Genomic DNA, 17,437 nt, shown 5'->3' on the forward strand with positions numbered 1-17,437 from the left:
CACAAGGTTGTGTGTGGAGAGCATAGACAATTCCCGCGGACTTAGTTGTCGTAGCCCAGGTTCGGTGCCAGCCAGCGCTCGCTGACGCTCAGGTCCTGGCCTTTGCGCGCGGTGTAGCTTTCGACCTGGTCCTTGTCGACCTTGCCGACGGCGAAGTACTGCGCTTGCGGATGGGCGAAATACCAGCCGCTGACCGCCGCCGCCGGGAACATCGCGTAGTGCTCGGTGAGGAACACCCCGCTTTTCCCGGCCTTGCCTTCGCTGGCCGCCGGATCGAGCAGGGCGAACAGGGTGCCTTTCTCGGTATGGTCGGGACAGGCCGGGTAGCCGGGGGCCGGACGAATACCGCTGTACTGCTCCTTGATCAGCGCGTCATTGTCCAGTTGTTCGTCCTTGGCGTAGCCCCAGTAGTTTTTCCGTACCTGTTGGTGCAGCCACTCGGCGCAAGCCTCGGCCAGGCGGTCGGCGAGGGCCTTGACCATGATCGAGTTGTAATCGTCGCCCTTGTCCTGGTAGGCCTTGGCGACTTCTTCGGCGCCGATCCCGGCGGTGGTGATAAAGCCCCCCACATAATCGGTGACGCCGCTGTCTTTCGGCGCGACGAAGTCAGCCAGGGAGAAGTTCGGCTTGCCGTCGGTCTTGATGATCTGCTGGCGCAGGTGATGCAGCCTGGCCAGCGTCTGGCCGTCGGCGCCGTAGACCTCGAGGTCATCGTCCCGCACCTGGTTGGCCGGCCAGAAGCCGAACACCGCGCGGGCGCTGATCAGTTTCTCGTCGATCAGCTTGTCGAGCATTTCCCGGGCATCGGCATAGAGGGCGGTCGCGGCTTCGCCGACCACTTCATCTTCGAGGATGCGCGGGAACTTGCCGGCCAGGTCCCAGGAGATAAAGAACGGGGTCCAGTCGATGTATTCGGCCAGGACCCGCAGGTCGATATTGTCCAGCACTTTGCTGCCGGTGAAGGTCGGTTTGACCGGCTGGTAGCTGCTCCAGTCGAACTGCGGCTTCTTGGCGACAGCCGCCGGGTAGCTCAGGCGTTCGGTACGGGCGCTGCGGTTGGCCGTGCGCTCGCGGACTTCGACATACTCGGCACGGGTTCGCTCGACAAAGCCGGCCTTGAGCTCCTTGGACAGCAACTGGGTCGCCACGCCGACGGCGCGGGAGGCGTCGGTGACATAAATTACCGCATCGTTGCTGTAGCGCGGTTCGATCTTCACCGCGGTGTGCGCCTTGGAGGTGGTCGCGCCACCGATCATCAGCGGCAGGTGGAAGTCCTGGCGCTGCATTTCCCGGGCGACATGGACCATTTCATCCAGCGAGGGGGTGATCAGCCCGGACAGGCCGATGATGTCGCACTTCTGCTCCTTGGCCACCTGCAGGATCTTTTCCGCCGGAACCATCACGCCGAGATCGACGATATCGTAGCCGTTGCAGCCCAGGACCACGCCGACGATGTTCTTGCCGATGTCGTGGACGTCGCCCTTGACCGTGGCCATGAGGATCTTGCCCTTGGCTTCCGGCTTGTCGCCTTTTTCCAGTTCTATGAACGGGATCAGGTGGGCCACGGCCTGTTTCATCACCCTGGCGGATTTCACCACCTGGGGCAGGAACATTTTCCCGGCGCCGAACAGGTCGCCGACGATGTTCATGCCGGACATCAGCGGGCCTTCGATCACTTCGATCGGGCGGGCGAACGACTGGCGCGATTCTTCGGTGTCTTCAACGATGTGGGTAGTGATGCCCTTGACCAGGGCATGTTCCAGGCGCTTGTTGACCGGCCAGCCGCGCCATTCCTCGGTCTCGGCTTCCTTGACGCTGCCGTCGCCCTTGTACTTGTCGGCGATGGCGAGGAGGGCGTCGGTGCCTTCCGGGGTGCGGTTGAGGATCACGTCCTCGACCGCGTCGCGCAGCTCCGCCGGGATCTGGTCGTAGATCTCCAGTTGTCCGGCGTTGACGATACCCATGGTCAGGCCGTTGCGGATCGCATACAGCAGGAACACCGAGTGGATCGCCTCGCGCACCGGGTTGTTGCCGCGGAACGAGAAGGATACGTTGGACACGCCGCCGCTGGTCAGCGCATAGGGCAATTCGTCACGGATATAGGCACAGGCGTTGATGAAGTCGACGGCGTAGTTGTTGTGCTCCTCGATACCGGTGGCAACGGCGAAGATGTTCGGGTCGAAAATGATGTCTTCCGGCGGGAAGCCGACTTCGTTGACCAGGATGTCATAGGAGCGTTTGCAGATTTCCTTCTTGCGCGCTTCGGTGTCGGCCTGGCCGGCCTCGTCGAAGGCCATCACCACCACGGCGGCGCCGTAGCGCTTGCACAGCTTGGCGTGATGAATGAACTGCTCGACACCTTCCTTCATGCTGATGGAGTTGACGATGCCCTTGCCCTGGATGCACTTGAGGCCGGCTTCGATCACTTCCCACTTGGAGGAGTCGATCATGATCGGTACCCGGGAGATATCCGGCTCGCCGGCGATCAGGTTGAGGAAGGTGACCATGGCCTTCTTCGAGTCGAGCATGCCCTCGTCCATGTTGATGTCGATCACCTGGGCGCCGGCTTCCACCTGCTGCAGGGCGACTTCAAGGGCTTCGGTGTAGTTGTCTTCACGGATCAACCGGGCGAATTTGGCGGAGCCGGTGATGTTGGTCCGCTCGCCGACGTTGACAAACAGCGACTGCCGGTCGATGGTGAAGGGCTCCAGGCCCGACAGGCGACAGGCTTTCGGAATGTCCGGAATGGGGCGTGGCGCGTAACCGGCAACCGCCTTGGCGATGGCGCCGATATGGCTAGGGGTGGTCCCGCAGCAACCGCCGACGATATTCAGGAAGCCGCTCTGGGCGAACTCTTCGACAACCTTGGCCATTTCTTCCGGCAGTTCGTCGTACTCGCCGAATTCGTTCGGCAAGCCGGCGTTGGGGTGCGCGGAAACGTGGGTGCCGGCCTTGTCCGACAGTTCTTCCAGGTACGGTCGCAACTCGCTGGCGCCCAGGGCGCAGTTCAGCCCCACCGAGATCGGCTTGGCGTGGGCCACGGAGTTCCAGAAAGCCTCGGTGGTCTGGCCGGACAGGGTCCGGCCGGAGGCATCGGTAATGGTCCCGGAGATCATGATCGGCAGCTCGAAGCCGAGTTCTTCATAAACGCCTTGCACGGCGAAGATCGCGGCCTTGGCGTTCAGGGTATCGAAGATGGTTTCGATCAGGATCAGGTCGGCGCCGCCTTCGATCAGGCCCTTGGTGGCCTCGGTGTAGTTCTCCACCAGTTCATCGAAGGTCACGTTGCGGTAGCCGGGGTTGTTCACATCCGGCGAGAGCGAGCAGGTGCGGCTGGTCGGACCCAGCACGCCGGCGACGAAACGCGGTTTGTCCGGCGTCTCCAGGGTTTTCGCGTCGGCCACCTTGCGCGCCAGGCGGGCGCCTTCCACGTTCAGTTCGTAGACCAGCGCTTCCATGCCGTAGTCGGCCTGGGACACCTGGGTGGCGTTGAAGGTATTGGTTTCGAGGATATCCGCGCCGGCGTCCAGGTAGGCCTTCTCGATCGCCCCGATCACATCCGGACGGGTGATGACCAGCAGGTCGTTGTTACCCTTGACGTCGCTGGGCCAGTCGGCGAAACGTTTGCCGCGATAGTCCTGTTCCTCGAGCTTGTAGCTCTGGATCATGGTGCCCATGCCGCCGTCAAGAATCAGGATGCGTTCTTTGAGCGCTTGTTGGAGAGCGTATAGGCGAGCACTGCGATCAGACATGGGACTACCTGGAAAGACGGACACAGAAGAGCAGCGATAATAGCAAACCTGCGCGCTTTTATAGCCTTTCGGGTTTTGCATGAATATCGCTCACGTTCAAGGGGCGCTGACGTTGTAGAATCACGGCGTTTTTTTTATTTTCAGGATCAGGCTCATGCCTTACCGCTTTATCAGCGTTTTCCTATTGTTACTACTCAGCAGTGTCACCCAGGCGCAAGATCCGGCGCCGGCGATTTCCTATACCCGCGATATTCAACCCATCTTTACCGAGAAGTGCGTCGCTTGCCACGCCTGCTATGACGCAGCGTGCCAGCTCAACCTGGGCAGTGCCGAAGGCGCTGCCCGGGGGGCTTCGAAGGCCCTGGTCTACGATGGCGCGCGCAGCGACGTGGTGAGGCCGACCCGATTGTTCTACGACGCCCAGGGGCCGGCGGCCTGGCGCGGCAAGGGCTTCTATTCGGTGCTCGATGCCCAGGGCAGTCAGGCCGCGCTGATGGCGCGCATGCTGGAGCTGGGGCATCGGACGCCGCTGCAAGCCAATGCCAAATTGCCTGAAGAGATTGTGTTGGGCTTGCAGCGCGAGAACATGTGCCCGCTGCCGGGCGAGTTCGCCGCCTATGCCGGCGCCCATCCGAAAGAGGGCATGCCGCTGGCGGTGACCGGCCTGAGTGACCCACAGTACCAGACCCTGCAACGCTGGCTTGCGGCCGGCGCGCCGGTCGATGACCAGGGCGTGCCGCCGAGTGCCCGGGAAACCGAGCAAATCGCCGCCTGGGAAGCACTGCTCAATGCTCCTGGAGCGCGTGAAAGCCTGGTCGGGCGCTGGTTGTTCGAACACTGGTTCCTGGCCCATATCTACTTTGATGGCGGCGAGTCGGGGCATTTTTTCCAGTGGGTTCGTTCGCGTACGCCCAGCGGCCAGCCCATCGACCTGATCAATACCCGGCGTCCGAACGATGACCCGGGTACCCGGATGTACTACCGGTTGATGCCGGTACAGGGCGTCATCGTCTACAAGACCCATATCACCTACGGCTTGAGCGCGGCGAAAATGGCGCGGATCAAGACCCTGTTCTACAGCGGCAACTGGCAGGTCACGGCCTCGCCGGGCTATGGCCCGCGGCGCCGGGCCAATCCCTTCGAGACCTTCGAGGCGATTCCGGCGGCGGCGCGTTATCAGTTCATGCTCGACAATGCCGAATACTTCGTCGACACCTTTATCCGTGGGCCGGTCTGCCGCGGGCAGATTGCCACCGACGTGATTCGCGACAATTTCTGGGCATTTTTCCAAGCGCCGGAGCATGACCTGTATATCACCGACCCGAGTTATCGTGGGGCGGCGACGCCGTTGCTGGCGATGCCGGGGCAGAACGACGATGTGGGCAGCGTGCTGAGCCTGTGGCTGGATTATCGCGACAGGCGCAACGAATACGAAGCCTTGCGCTCCGATGCCTATGCGAAGGTCCCGGCGCCGAGTTGGTCGAGCTTGTGGGCCGGCAACGACAACGCGTTGCTGAGCATTTTCCGTCATTTCGACAGCGCCACGGTCAGCAAGGGGCTGATCGGCGAGGTGCCGCAGACGATGTGGCTGTTCGACTACCCGCTGCTGGAGCGGACCTATTACCAACTGGTGGTGAACTTCGACGTGTTCGGCAATGTGTCGCACCAGGCGCAGACGCGGCTGTATTTCGACCTGATCCGCAATGGCGCCGAGCAGAATTTCCTGCGCCTGATGCCGGCGGACTCCCGCGACGCCTATCTCGATGATTGGTACCAGGATGGCGGCAAGTTTAAGATGTGGCTGGACTACGAGCGCATCGACGACAGCACGCCGAGCGCCCTGAAACTCGATGAAAAGCAGCCCAAGCGCGACTTCGCCAGGCAGTTGCTGCTGCGCTACGGTGAACTGAATGCGCATCCGGACCCGATCAACCGGTGTGACGGCGCATACTGTTCACGCCCGAACGTCGACCCGGGGCTGCAGGAGGCCGAGCAGACCCTGAGCCGGCTGGTCTCGCGTCCGGCGGCCGGACTCAGGGTCATCGAGCAGTTGCCGGAAGCGACGATGCTGCGCATTCAAAGCCGTAGCGGCAAGCGTGAGATCTACAGCCTGTTGCGCAACCGTGCCCACAGCAACGTGGCGTTCATGCTCGGCGAGGCTTCTCGTTATCAGCCGGGGTTGGACACCCTGACCATTTACCCGGGGATCCTCAGCAGCTATCCGAACTTCATGTTCAATATTCCGGCCGATCAGGTGCCGGCGTTTGTCGACGCCATGGAGCAGGCCAAGGACGCCGCGGGGTTCGAACGAATCGTCGAGCATTGGGGGATTCGGCGCAGTCATCCGCAGTTCTGGCAGTACTTCCATGACCTGACGACGTACCTGCGGGAAACCGACCCGGTCAACGCTGGCGTGCTGGATATGAACCGCTACGAGAACCTTTGAGATAGGGCGTTGCTGGAATGGCGACCGGGTCCCGCCCGGCCTGCCGTGGCAAAGGCGCCCGGCCTGGCCGGCGCGCTGATTTTCTCGGCGTTGCCGGCGGGTTCGGTCCCGTGGCGGCCGCCGCTTTCCCGACAAAAACACTAGGACTTTGTTCCGGCGGCCCGATTGGCGTAAACTGGCGGCAAGTCTGTGAGGAGATTCCATGAGCGCCATAACCATTACCGATGCCGCCCACGATTATCTGGCTGATCTGCTGTCGAAGCAGAACACCCCGGGGATCGGCATCCGCGTTTTCATTACCCAGCCGGGTACCCAGTACGCCGAAACCTGTATCGCCTACTGCAAGCCAGGCGAGGAAAAACCTGAAGACACCGCACTGGGGCTGAAAAGCTTCACCGCGTGGATCGATTCCTTCAGCGAAGCCTTCCTCGATGATGCGGTTGTCGATTATGCCACCGACCGCATGGGCGGCCAGCTGACCATCAAGGCACCAAACGCCAAGGTGCCGATGGTCAACGCCGACAGCCCGGTCAACGAGCGTATCAACTATTACCTGCAAACCGAGATCAATCCGGGGCTGGCCAGCCACGGCGGCCAGGTCAGCCTGATCGAAGTGGTCGAGGACGGTATCGCCGTGCTCCAGTTCGGTGGTGGTTGCCAGGGCTGCGGCCAGGCCGACGTGACCTTGAAGGAAGGCATCGAGCGCACCTTGCTCGAGCGGATTCCCGAGCTCAAGGGGGTACGTGATGTGACCGACCATACGCAGAAAGAAAACGCCTACTACTGAGTTCGGTAGCAGGGCGTTCGTTGCGTGCGGTTCGATAAAAAACGGTGCCCGTGAGCACCGTTTTTTTATGGGGAATTGATACTGGTTGTTCCGGCCTCTTCGCGGGCAAGGCCTGCTCCTACAGTATCGTGGCATACACGAAATCAGTGAGCGGTACCAAGCGGTAGGAGCAGGGCTTGCCCGCGAAGAGGCCCTTAAGACCGCCGCAAAGTCACAAACCAGGCGCCCGGCTCCCCAGATAGTCACGCAAGCGCTCCTGCAAATAAGGCACGCCCAGCGGGTGCTCCAGGTACTCGACAATCGACATCATCCGCCAGTATTGGCCTTCGTCGCCAAACCGAATCGCCGTGATTTCCGCGCGGCTCAGTTGTCCCACCAGGAACCATGAATGGGTATTGGGCTGGGTCACGCTCGGGTAGCGCCGGGCCCATTCGATCCGTTCTGCGCCGATACGCAGGGAAAACTCCTCATCCAGCTCCCTGAGCGCGCATTCGCTCGGGGTTTCCTCGCCTTCACGGCCGCCACCGGCAAAGTCCCAATGCCCGGGATAGGGAATGCTGTCCTTCATGTCGCGCAGATAGGTCAGCAGTTCGTCGCCGCAGAGCAGGGCCAGCTTGGCGCCGGAAAACAACGGTTCGGACATCGGGTTATCCCCCCCCCAGGCGAGTCAAGGTCGATACAGATGGGCGTGGCCGGCGCGGTACAACGAAGACTCGCTGAAGTGCTCGCCGGCCAGGACGCGTCCCACCAGGATCAGGGCCGTGCGGCGAAAGCCCTTGGCCTCGACCTTGGGCAGAATATCTTCAAGTGTACCCCGTACCCAGTCCTGGTCGGGCCAGGTGGCGCGGTGGATCACCGCGATCGGGCAGTCCGCGCCGTAATGCGGTAGCAGTTCCGTGATGATCCTGGCCAGGTGATTGACCCCCAGATGAATCGCCATGGTCGCCTTGTGCCGGGCCAGGCTGGCCAATTCTTCCCCGGGCGGCATCGCGGTTTTGTCGGCATAACGGGTGAGGATCACGCTTTGGGAAATATCCGGCAGCGTCAGCTCGGCACCGAGCAGGGCCGCGCAGGCGGCGGTCGCGGTCACGCCGGGGATGATTTCATAAGCGATGCCCAGTTCGCGCAGGTGGCGGATCTGTTCGCCGATGGCGCCATAGAGCGACGGATCACCGGAATGCACCCGCGCCACGTCCTGGCCCCGGGCGTCAGCTGCCTGGATCAGGTCGATGATCTGTTCCAGGTGCAGCTCGGCGCTGTTGACCACCTGTGTCGCACGGTGGCCTGCAAGCACGGCCTCGGGCACCAGCGAGCCGGCATAGATGATCACCGGGCAGTCGCGGATCAGGCGTTGGCCCTTGACGGTAATGAGTTCCGGATCGCCGGGGCCGGCGCCGATGAAGTAGACGGTCATGACACTCTCTGAACAGGGGCTGCACAAGGCTTCACATGAACAACGTTCATGCAGGAGAAGGCGATTATCGAGGGTTTTCCCCGGCCCAGGCCAGTGCAAAGGTCGCCTGGGGGTGTGTCTGGCGTGAAATCAGCAGGCTCGCTGGGGCTTGCCCCAGCTGTTCGGCCAGGGCCAGGGCGGCACTTTCGGCGACGCCATGGCAGCCGGTCTGTTCGAAGGCCCGGCTCGAGCGATGACTGAGTCGCGTCTCGTAAGGCGCCAGCTCGGCCGCGCTGAAGAACGTCAGTGGCAGGCCCAGGCGCCGCGCCAGTTCGAGCAGGCCCGGCTCAGCCTTTTTCCCATCAATGCTCGCCAACCCATTGATTGTCTTGAGCTCGATCCGATGAACCAGCAACGATTGCTCCAGTAGCGCCTGCAAGGTCGAGGCGCTGCAGCCGTGCCGGCAACCGAGCCCAATCGCGAGCGTGGGCGCCGTGCTCATGCCGGGTAGCGATCGTCGGTCTTGCGCCGGAACAGCCAGGCGCTGATCAGGCCCAGGGCCAGCCAGAACGCCATATTGGTCAGTTGCGAAGCGATCTTGAACTGCGCTTCCAGCGCCTGCGGCGCCAGGCTGGAGTGTATTTCCGGCTGCGGGGCGCCGATCAAATGGGGCACCACGACAATGGCCACGCCCAGTAGCTTGAGCGCCCAATGTTTGCCGAATACCACCAGGGCAATGGCAACCGCCGTGGACGCCGCGGTGCCGGCCCACCAGATCTGCCGTTGCAGCAAGTCCGCGGCGGCGGTCCCCGGCAGTTCCGGCGGCAGGCCCAGGGTTGGCGCCAGGCAGAAGGTCGCGTAACCGGCCAGCCCCCAGAGCAGGCCCTGGGAGGTACGGTTCGGTGCGCGCAAGGTATACAGGCCGGCCAGCATCAGGGCGAAGCCGACGGCCACCACCAGGTTGCCGCCGGTGGTGGACAGCACGCGCTGCCAGCCGTCTTCCGGCTCCCAGGCCTGTTCGTCGTGCTGGTGCCCGGCACCGGCGTCGTGGGTGTGTTCCTGAGTCGCGGCTGCCGGGGCTTTTTCATAGGTTTCCGCCTGGAGAATCAGCGGGGCGACCCAGAAGCTTTGCAGCAAGGTCAGCAACAGGGCGGCCAGCAAGCCGGTGAATCCCGCCGTTCGCGCAATACGCTTGATCATGGCTGGTCTCTCAATGGCACGGGAAGGCCGCGCTGTGACGGGTATCGTGCGCGGCGTTGTGCACCGCGGCGATAGGCGAGAATCCGGCGAAATAGACCAGTGCCGCGCCGAGTATGGCGGCACTGATGGCGGCGACGAGGCGCTGGCTCTGGGTGCTGATGGCGCTCGAGTGGCGGACGGTAGTGGTAGACATGGCGCTTCCCTTTGAAATGTCGGCAGACGGAAAGGCGCGAAGAACCTCGGCGGGCGGACACCCGGAGGTTGCAACAGCGCCTGCCCACCGCAGGTTTGTCATCGATTATTTCTGGGCCGGTCTCCGGGCTGGCGAGGGAGACGGGCAGGGCCCGACTCTTCAAGCGTCGCCTTCCCATGCCGGTGTCGGCACAGTGGCTCTGACGCTTCTCTCGCTTACCGTTGCGGGGGCAGCACCGGACTGATCAGGCATGAAGACATGCAGGCTGACGCACCGGTTTCCCGTTTCACCCTGTGAAGGGCACCCAAAACAAGGCAGCTAGGAGAACACGGCGAGCGCGGGTGCGTCAATGCGCTGCGAGAGCGCCCGGTCACCGCGAGTGCGTTGTGATAGTTTCGAGTTAAAGTGAATTCTAGAATAAATTATCTATATTAAACATATAGTTAGATTATGTTTTTAATCTTTAGTCTAAGCTGGTCGATGGAAAAAGGCTTGCCGATCACCTGCATGCCAGGCGCCAGTTCGATGCTTTCGGCGTAGCCGCTGGCAAACAGTACCGGCAGTCCCGGGCGCATCAGGCAGGCCGCCTTGGCCAGTTCGCGGCCATCCATTTCAGGCAGACCGACATCGGTCATCAGCAGGTCAATGCGGGTGTCGGCCTGCCTGAGGATATCCAGGGCCTTTTCGCTGCCGTCGGCCTCGAGGACATTGAATTCCAGTTCCTCCAGGACATCGACGATCAGCATGCGCACGACGGCATCGTCTTCAACGACAAGGATGGTGGAGGGGGCTGCTGACATAAGGGGGTATCCCGGAAAAGTGAGGAATGGATCAAAGCCGCTGAAATGCTCGGCCTCTTGCATCAGTAAACCATCGGGCCAGGCAAGTTCCCCCCGCCTGTACAAAAAAATCCGACTGTACAAGATGATAGGCTAAGGTCTTTGATCTCGTCACGAGAGTGCGGTCTGGGGCATTGCATTCTAAGCTGTGAGAAAAAAGCGGTCTTTTAGTCGTGCTTACGGCAGACTCCTTGATAATCAATGACTTTAATCCGGGCCCTGAAATGAATTCGTCGTCTTCGGTGGATGAACAAAGCTTTCGCAAGTTATTGAGCCGCAACATCAGCTTACCCTTGGGGGTCGGAGTCCTCAGTGCGGTATTTTTCGTCTCGCTGATTAGCTACCTGTTGTCGGTGATCCAGTGGGTCGAGCATACCGACCGAGTGATCAATAACAGCAACGAGGCGATGAAGCTCTCGGTGGATCTGGAAACCGGCATGCGCGGTTTCCTGATAACCGGTGACGAGCATTTCCTCGACCCCTACGAAGTCGCCAAGCCGAAGATCATTGCCGAACTGCGTAGCTTGCAGGAACTGGTCGCGGATAATCCGCAGCAGGTCGACCGCTTCAAGCGCATCGAGGCCTTGCAGGGCGCCTGGAGTGAATACGCCCGGGGGATGATCGAACTGCGACGTTCCGGCGGCGACTATCAGGAGTCGATCCAGGCGGGGCGCGGCAAGCGTCTGGTTGACGAGATCCGTAGCGAGTTTGAAAACGCCATCGACATGGAGCAGCAACTGCGGCTCACGCGCAATGAAATCGTCAGCCGCACGACGATCTGGAGCATCGTCCTCTATCTCATCTTCGTGCTGGGTCTGAGCGTCTTGCTGGCCGTTATTGGTCGGCGTGATTTGTTATCACTTTCAAGAAGTTATGCAAAAAACATCGCGTCACAGGTGAAGAGTGCGGAGCGTTTGGAGCAGCAAGCCTGGCTGCGCAGCGGCCAGACCGAACTGGCCGAGCAGGTGTTGGGGCAACTGAGCCTGAACCTGCTCGGGCGCAATATCCTGCAGTTCTGCGCCCAGTACATGGGCAGTGCGGTGGCGGCGCTGTATGTCCGCGAGGAGCATGGCGGCCTGAGCCGTGTCGCCAGCTATGGGTTTTCCCGCGAGCAGGAGCAACGGGAACAAGCGATCTTCAACGATGAAGGTCTGGTCGGCCAAGCCGCCGGCCAGGGCCGCCTGATCCGCCTAGACGAGGTGCCGGTGGATTACTTCAGGGTCAGTTCGGGCCTGGGCGACGGTTCACCACGCAGCGTGCTGGTGGTACCGACCACCAACGATGAACGGGTCAATGGGGTGATCGAACTGGGTTTCCTGCGCCCCTTGAACGACCGCGATATCGAACTGCTGGAACTGATCGCCGACAATATCGGCACTTCCATCGAGGCTGCGCGTTACCGCCAGCGCTTGCAGGAGGTCCTGGCCGAGACCCAGCAGCTCAACGAAGAGCTGCAGGTCCAGCAGGAAGAACTCAAGACCGCCAACGAAGAGCTGGAAGAACAGTCCCAGGTGCTCAAGGAGTCGCAGGTTCACCTGGAAAGCCAGCAGAGCGAACTCGAACAGACCAACGAGCAGTTGGCCGAGCAGGCCCAGGCCCTGGCCGAGCAGCGCGATGCGCTGGACCTCAAGAACAATCAGTTGAACCTGGCCCAGGTCCAGCTTGAGGAGCGCGCCGAGGAGTTGCAACGCTCGAGCAAGTACAAGTCCGAATTCCTCGCCAACATGTCCCACGAGCTGCGCACGCCGCTCAACAGTTCGCTGATCCTGTCCAAGCTGCTGGCGGAGAACCCCCAGGACAATCTCACCGCGGAACAGGTCAAGTTCGCCGAATCGATCTACAGCGCCGGCAACGATCTGCTCAACCTGATCAACGACATCCTCGATATTTCCAAGGTCGAGGCCGGCAAGTTGGAGGTGCGCCCGGAAAACACCAGCATCGAGCGCCTGGTGGAGGGGCTGCGCAATATGTTCCAGCCCCTGGCCGGCGACAAGCAGCTGGGGTTTGAGGTCGAGCTGCGTGGCGACCTGCCTACGACGCTGTTCACCGATCGCCAGCGCTTGGAACAGGTACTGAAGAACCTGCTGTCCAATGCCATCAAGTTCACCGAGACGGGGCGGGTCAGCCTGAGCGTGTCGCGCCAAGCCGGTGTCGGTATCGCCTTTGCCGTCCGCGACTCCGGCATCGGTATCGCCGCCGAACAGCACGAGAGCATTTTCGAGGCATTCCGCCAGGCCGATGGCACCACCAACCGTCGTTATGGCGGTACCGGTCTGGGCCTGTCGATTTCTCGTGACCTGGCGGCGTTGCTCGGCGGCTCCATCAGCGTGGCCAGCCAGCCCGGTCAAGGCAGTGTGTTCACCCTGGTGTTGCCGGAGCAGTACGTGGAACGGCGCGATGGCACGGGCCCGGCGCTGGTGGTGGCACCTCCGGCGCCGCTGGAGTCCCTGGACCCGCCGCGCAAGCTGCCGCCGGCGGTGGTGGAGACGCCGATCCTGCGGTTTGCCGATGACCGTGAAAAAGGCCCGTTCGCCAGCCGTTGTATCCTGGTGATCGAAGATGAACAGAAATTTGCCCAGATTCTCTACGACCTGGCCCATGAGCTGGGTTACCAGTGCCTGGTGGCCCATGGCGCGGACGAGGGCTTCGAGCTCGCCGCCCAGTTCATTCCCGACGCGATCCTGCTGGACATGCGCCTGCCGGATCACTCCGGCCTGACGGTATTGCAGCGCCTCAAGGAACAGGCGCCGACCCGACATATCCCGGTGCATGTGATTTCCGTGGAGGACCGCGTCGAGGCCGCCATGCACATGGGCGCGATGGGCTATGCGCTCAAGCCGACCAGCCGTGACGAACTCAAGGAGATCTTCACGCGCCTGGAGGCCAAGCTGACCCAGAAGCTCAAGCGTGTGCTGCTGGTCGAGGACGACGACCTGCAACGTGACAGCATCGCCCGCCTTATCGGCGACGACGATATCGAGATCACCGCCGTCGGCCTGGCCCAGGAGGCCCTGGACCTGCTGCGCGAGAATGTCTTCGACTGCATGATCATCGACCTCAAGCTGCCGGACATGCTTGGCAACGAGCTGCTCAAGCGCATGGCCAGCGAGGATATCCGCGCCTTCCCGCCGGTGATCGTCTATACCGGGCGCAACCTGACCCGTGACGAAGAGGCCGAGCTGCACAGGTATTCGCGCTCGATCATCATCAAGGGCGCGCGCTCGCCGGAACGCCTGCTCGATGAAGTGACACTTTTTCTGCACAAAGTCGAATCCCAGCTGTCCCATGAAAGACAGCGCATGCTCAAGACCGCCCGCAGCCGCGACAAGGTCTTCGAAGGGCGCAAGATCCTGCTGGTGGACGACGATGTACGCAATATCTTTGCCTTGACCAGTGCGCTGGAGCAGAAAGGTGCGATTGTCGAAATCGGTCGTAATGGCCGCGAGGCGATTGAGCGACTCAACCAGGTGGAGGACGTCGACCTGGTGCTGATGGATGTGATGATGCCGGAGATGGATGGCTACGAAGCCACTATCGAAATCCGCAAGGACCCGCGCTGGCGCAAGCTGCCGATCATCGCGGTCACGGCCAAGGCGATGAAGGATGATCAGGAGCGCTGCCTGCAGGCCGGCTCCAACGACTACCTGGCCAAACCGATTGACCTGGATCGACTGTTCTCGTTGATCCGTGTCTGGCTACCGAAGATGGAACGGATCTAGTGGATCGAAGTACCGACATCGAGTTGCGGTTGTTGATCGAGGCGATCTACCTCAAGTACAGCTACGATTTTCGCGATTACTCCGGCGCTTCCGTCAAGCGCCGGGTCCAGCATGCCTTGCGCCAGCTCGATTGCGCGACCATCTCGGCGCTGCAGGAGCGGGTGCTGCACGATCCGGCGGCATTCATGCAGTTGTTGCAGTTCCTGACCATTCCGGTCAGCGAAATGTTTCGTGATCCCGGTCATTTCCTGGCAATTCGCCAGGAGGTGGTGCCGCTGCTCAAGACCTATCCGTCGATCAAGATCTGGATCGCCGGGTGCAGCACGGGCGAGGAGGTGTACTCCATGGCGATCCTGCTGCGCGAAGAAGGTCTGCTCGAGCGCACGATCATCTACGCCACCGATATCAACCCGCATTCGCTGGATAAAGCCAAGCAGGGCATCTTTACCCTGGACAGCGTGCGCACCTATGCCGACAACTACCGGGCGTCCGGTGGCAAGCGCGACTTTACCGAGTACTACAACTCGGCCTATGGCTACGCGATTTTCGACAAGACCCTACGAGATAACGTGACCTTTGCCGACCACAGCTTGGCGACGGATAGTGTATTCTCCGAAACTCAATTAATTTCATGTCGCAACGTATTGATTTATTTCAATAAAAATCTTCAGGATCGAGCCTTCAGCCTGTTCCATGAGTCGTTGTGCCATCGGGGCTTCCTGGTCCTGGGCAGTAAGGAGACGCTGGATTTTTCCGCCTATGGCAAGCGGTTCGAGGCGTTGGTCAAACAAGAACGGATCTATCGCAAATCATGAACGACCCGCTACTGCAAGTCACCGAGGGCAAACGGGTCGAGGCGATAGTCGTGGGCGCCTCGGCAGGTGGGGTCGAAGCGCTGATGACGGTGTTCGGCGCGCTGACGGCGCGGTTCAACCTGCCGATCGTGATCGTCCTGCACATGCCGGAAAGGCATCGCAGCCAGTTGGCCGAGGTGTTCGGGCGGCGCCTGGCGTTACCGGTGAAAGAGGCGGACGACAAGGAAAGCCTCGTGCCGGGCACCCTGTACTTCGCCGCCCCGGGGTATCACCTGTCCATCGAACAGGACCGCAGCTTTTCCTTGAGTCGCGAAGAGCGGGTGCATTATTCCCGGCCTTCGATTGATTATCTCTTCGAGTCGGCGGCGGACGCTTACGGTTCACGCCTGATGGGCATACTCTTGACCGGCGCCAATCAGGACGGCGCCGCGGGTCTGCTACAGATCCAGCGCCAGGGCGGCCTGACCGTGGTGCAAGATCCGAACGACGCCCGGGTGGCGACCATGCCCGAAGCCGCGTTGGCGTTGCACCAGCCGGACTACCTTCTTTCTTTGCAGGGCATCGGTCGCCTGCTGGTCGAGCTGGAACGAATGACATGCTGAGTACTATCCAGGCCAAACTGCTGATCGTCGACGATCTGCCGGAGAATCTGCTGGCGCTGGAAGCGCTGATCAAGCGCGAGGATCGCATTGTCTACAAGGCGCTGTCGGCCGATGAAGCACTGTCGCTGTTGCTTCAGCATGAATTCGCCATGGCCATTCTCGATGTCCAGATGCCGGGCATGAACGGTTTCGAACTGGCCGAGTTGATGCGTGGCACCGAGAAGACCAAGAATATTCCGATTGTCTTTGTCAGCGCCGCCGGCCGTGAGCGCAACTACGCCTTCAAGGGCTATGAGAGCGGCGCGGTGGACTTTCTGCACAAACCCCTCGACACCCACGCGGTGAAGAGCAAGGTCAGCGTCTTCGTCGACCTCTATCGCCAGAGCAAGGCGATGAAGCTGCAAGTCGAGGCGCTCGAACAGAGTCGTCGCGAGCAGGAGTTGTTGCTGCACAAACTGCAGGCGACCCAGGAAGAACTGCAGCATGCGGTGCGCATGCGCGACGACTTCATGTCGATCGTTTCCCATGAGGTGCGCACGCCGCTCAACGGGCTGATCCTGGAAACCCAGCTGCGCAAGATGCACCTGGCGCGGGAGAATGCCGCTGCCTTCAGCCTGGACAAGATGCGCAGCATGGTCGCGCGCGACGAGCGGCAGATCCAGAGCCTGATTCGCCTGATCGAAGACATGCTCGATGTCTCGCGCATCCGTACCGGCAAGCTGTCGATCCGCACCACGCGCCTGGATCTGGTGCGCCTGGTAGCCAATCTGCTGGAGGGCTTCGCGCCGCAGGTGGCCGCGGCCGAGTCGACGATCAGCTATTCGGGCGAGGCCTCGCTGGAAGGCGAGTGGGATGAGTTCCGCATCGAGCAAGTCATCTCCAACCTGCTGACCAATGCCTTGCGCTACGGCGCCAAGAGTCCGATCGAGGTGCGCGTCTACCGCCACGCGGACGAGGCGCGAATCGAAGTGCGTGACCGTGGCATCGGTATCGGCGAAGATGACCAGGCACGGATCTTCCAGCAGTTCGAGCGGGTTTCCGGCAGTCATGCCGCCGCCGGGCTGGGCCTGGGCTTGTTTATTTCCGAGCAGATTGTCGCGGCCCATGGTGGTCGCATCACCGTCGAGAGTACCCTGGGCGAAGGGGCTTTGTTCTGCGTTTGCCTGCCTCTGTAGGAAAAGCCGACATCAGACGCAACCTCTGGCTGACCCGATGGTCGTATTGGCAGCAATTTTAAGAATGAAGGCTTCCCATGAGTGAAGATGCACAAGACGTCGTATTGGTGGTCGAGGACGATGCCTCGATCCTGATGGTCCTTTCCACCTACCTCTCCCACGAGGGGTATCGGGTGTTGCAGGCGGAAAACGGCGAAGAGGCGTTCCGGATACTGGCGACCAAGCCCAACCTGGACCTGATGATCACCGATTTCCGTTTGCCCGGGGGCATTTCCGGGGTCGACATCGCGGAGCCCGCGGTCAAGTTGCGTCCGGACCTCAAGGTGATCTTCATCAGTGGTTACCCGGCGGAAATCCGCGAGTCCCACAGCCCCATCGCCCACAGCGCGCCGATCCTGGCCAAGCCGTTCGACCTGGATGTGCTGCAGGACCAGATCCGCAAGCTGCTGGCCTGAACGCGCTCGGCGGATCGCGCTTGCTAACCCTGCGGGCCTCGGCTTGCCGGCGCTGGCATCG

General features: G+C 61.4%; 14 protein-coding genes and 1 riboswitch. Of the genes, 7 read left to right on the forward strand and 7 right to left on the reverse strand.

The genetic code is table 11. The features are described 5' to 3' along the window. Positions 1-41: 41 nt before the first annotated feature. Entirely contained in the window at positions 42-3,752 is a 3,711-nt protein-coding gene (gene metH / locus M5B96_RS20260; RefSeq protein ID WP_248798649.1) for a methionine synthase, read from the reverse strand. A 154-nt stretch (positions 3,753-3,906) separates the two neighbouring features. Between metH and M5B96_RS20265 the strand changes: the two genes are divergently transcribed. Next, the gene (locus M5B96_RS20265) at positions 3,907-6,198 is read left to right on the forward strand and encodes a fatty acid cis/trans isomerase (RefSeq protein WP_248798651.1); all 2,292 of its coding nucleotides are present in this window, start codon (positions 3,907-3,909) and stop codon (positions 6,196-6,198) included. Between the two features lie 202 nt (positions 6,199-6,400). Next, positions 6,401-6,985, forward strand: a complete 585-nt coding sequence (gene nfuA, locus M5B96_RS20270; RefSeq protein ID WP_177056981.1) for a Fe-S biogenesis protein NfuA — start codon at positions 6,401-6,403, stop codon at positions 6,983-6,985. Positions 6,986-7,196: 211 nt separating this feature from the next. Here nfuA and M5B96_RS20275 read toward each other — a convergent pair whose 3' ends face one another. From M5B96_RS20275 to M5B96_RS20300, 6 genes are all read right to left on the reverse strand, one after another. Next, entirely contained in the window at positions 7,197-7,628 is a 432-nt protein-coding gene (locus M5B96_RS20275) for an NUDIX hydrolase (RefSeq protein ID WP_248798653.1), read from the reverse strand. A gap of 24 nt (positions 7,629-7,652) precedes the next feature. Continuing rightward, the gene (cobM, locus tag M5B96_RS20280) at positions 7,653-8,399 is read right to left on the reverse strand and encodes a precorrin-4 C(11)-methyltransferase (RefSeq protein WP_248798655.1); all 747 of its coding nucleotides are present in this window, start codon (positions 8,397-8,399) and stop codon (positions 7,653-7,655) included. A 64-nt stretch (positions 8,400-8,463) separates the two neighbouring features. Further along, complete coding sequence (locus M5B96_RS20285; protein ID WP_248798657.1) at positions 8,464-8,880, reverse strand: cobalamin biosynthesis protein; 417 nt, start codon at positions 8,878-8,880, stop codon at positions 8,464-8,466. After that, the gene (locus tag M5B96_RS20290; protein ID WP_248798659.1) at positions 8,877-9,578 is read right to left on the reverse strand and encodes a CbtA family protein; all 702 of its coding nucleotides are present in this window, start codon (positions 9,576-9,578) and stop codon (positions 8,877-8,879) included. Before M5B96_RS20290 ends, M5B96_RS20285 begins: the two co-directional genes overlap by 4 nt. A 10-nt stretch (positions 9,579-9,588) precedes the next feature. Further along, positions 9,589-9,771: a CbtB domain-containing protein gene (locus tag M5B96_RS20295; protein ID WP_248798660.1), complete on the reverse strand. Its 183-nt coding sequence runs from the start codon at positions 9,769-9,771 to the stop codon at positions 9,589-9,591. A gap of 96 nt (positions 9,772-9,867) precedes the next feature. Next, positions 9,868-10,094: riboswitch (cobalamin riboswitch) on the reverse strand. Between the two features lie 120 nt (positions 10,095-10,214). Continuing rightward, positions 10,215-10,571, reverse strand: a complete 357-nt coding sequence (locus M5B96_RS20300; protein ID WP_248798741.1) for a response regulator — start codon at positions 10,569-10,571, stop codon at positions 10,215-10,217. Between the two features lie 263 nt (positions 10,572-10,834). Between M5B96_RS20300 and M5B96_RS20305 the strand changes: the two genes are divergently transcribed. The 5 genes from M5B96_RS20305 to M5B96_RS20325 all read left to right on the forward strand — a co-directional run bounded on the left by M5B96_RS20305 (position 10,835) and on the right by M5B96_RS20325 (position 17,376). Continuing rightward, the gene (locus M5B96_RS20305) at positions 10,835-14,329 is read left to right on the forward strand and encodes a response regulator (protein ID WP_248798662.1); all 3,495 of its coding nucleotides are present in this window, start codon (positions 10,835-10,837) and stop codon (positions 14,327-14,329) included. Continuing rightward, positions 14,329-15,144, forward strand: coding sequence for a CheR family methyltransferase (locus tag M5B96_RS20310; protein WP_248798664.1), 816 nt, complete (start codon positions 14,329-14,331; stop codon positions 15,142-15,144). Before M5B96_RS20305 ends, M5B96_RS20310 begins: the two co-directional genes overlap by 1 nt. Then, positions 15,141-15,746, forward strand: coding sequence for a chemotaxis protein CheB (locus M5B96_RS20315; RefSeq protein ID WP_248798666.1), 606 nt, complete (start codon positions 15,141-15,143; stop codon positions 15,744-15,746). Before M5B96_RS20310 ends, M5B96_RS20315 begins: the two co-directional genes overlap by 4 nt. Then, on the forward strand, positions 15,740-16,921 hold the full coding sequence (locus M5B96_RS20320) for a hybrid sensor histidine kinase/response regulator (protein ID WP_248798668.1): 1,182 nt from the start codon (positions 15,740-15,742) through the stop codon (positions 16,919-16,921). Before M5B96_RS20315 ends, M5B96_RS20320 begins: the two co-directional genes overlap by 7 nt. A gap of 77 nt (positions 16,922-16,998) precedes the next feature. After that, complete coding sequence (locus M5B96_RS20325) at positions 16,999-17,376, forward strand: response regulator (RefSeq protein ID WP_248798669.1); 378 nt, start codon at positions 16,999-17,001, stop codon at positions 17,374-17,376. The last annotated feature ends 61 nt before the right edge of the window (positions 17,377-17,437 follow it).

The organism is Pseudomonas sp. MWU13-2105 (assembly GCF_023242315.1).
GTDB lineage: Bacteria > Pseudomonadota > Gammaproteobacteria > Pseudomonadales > Pseudomonadaceae > Aquipseudomonas.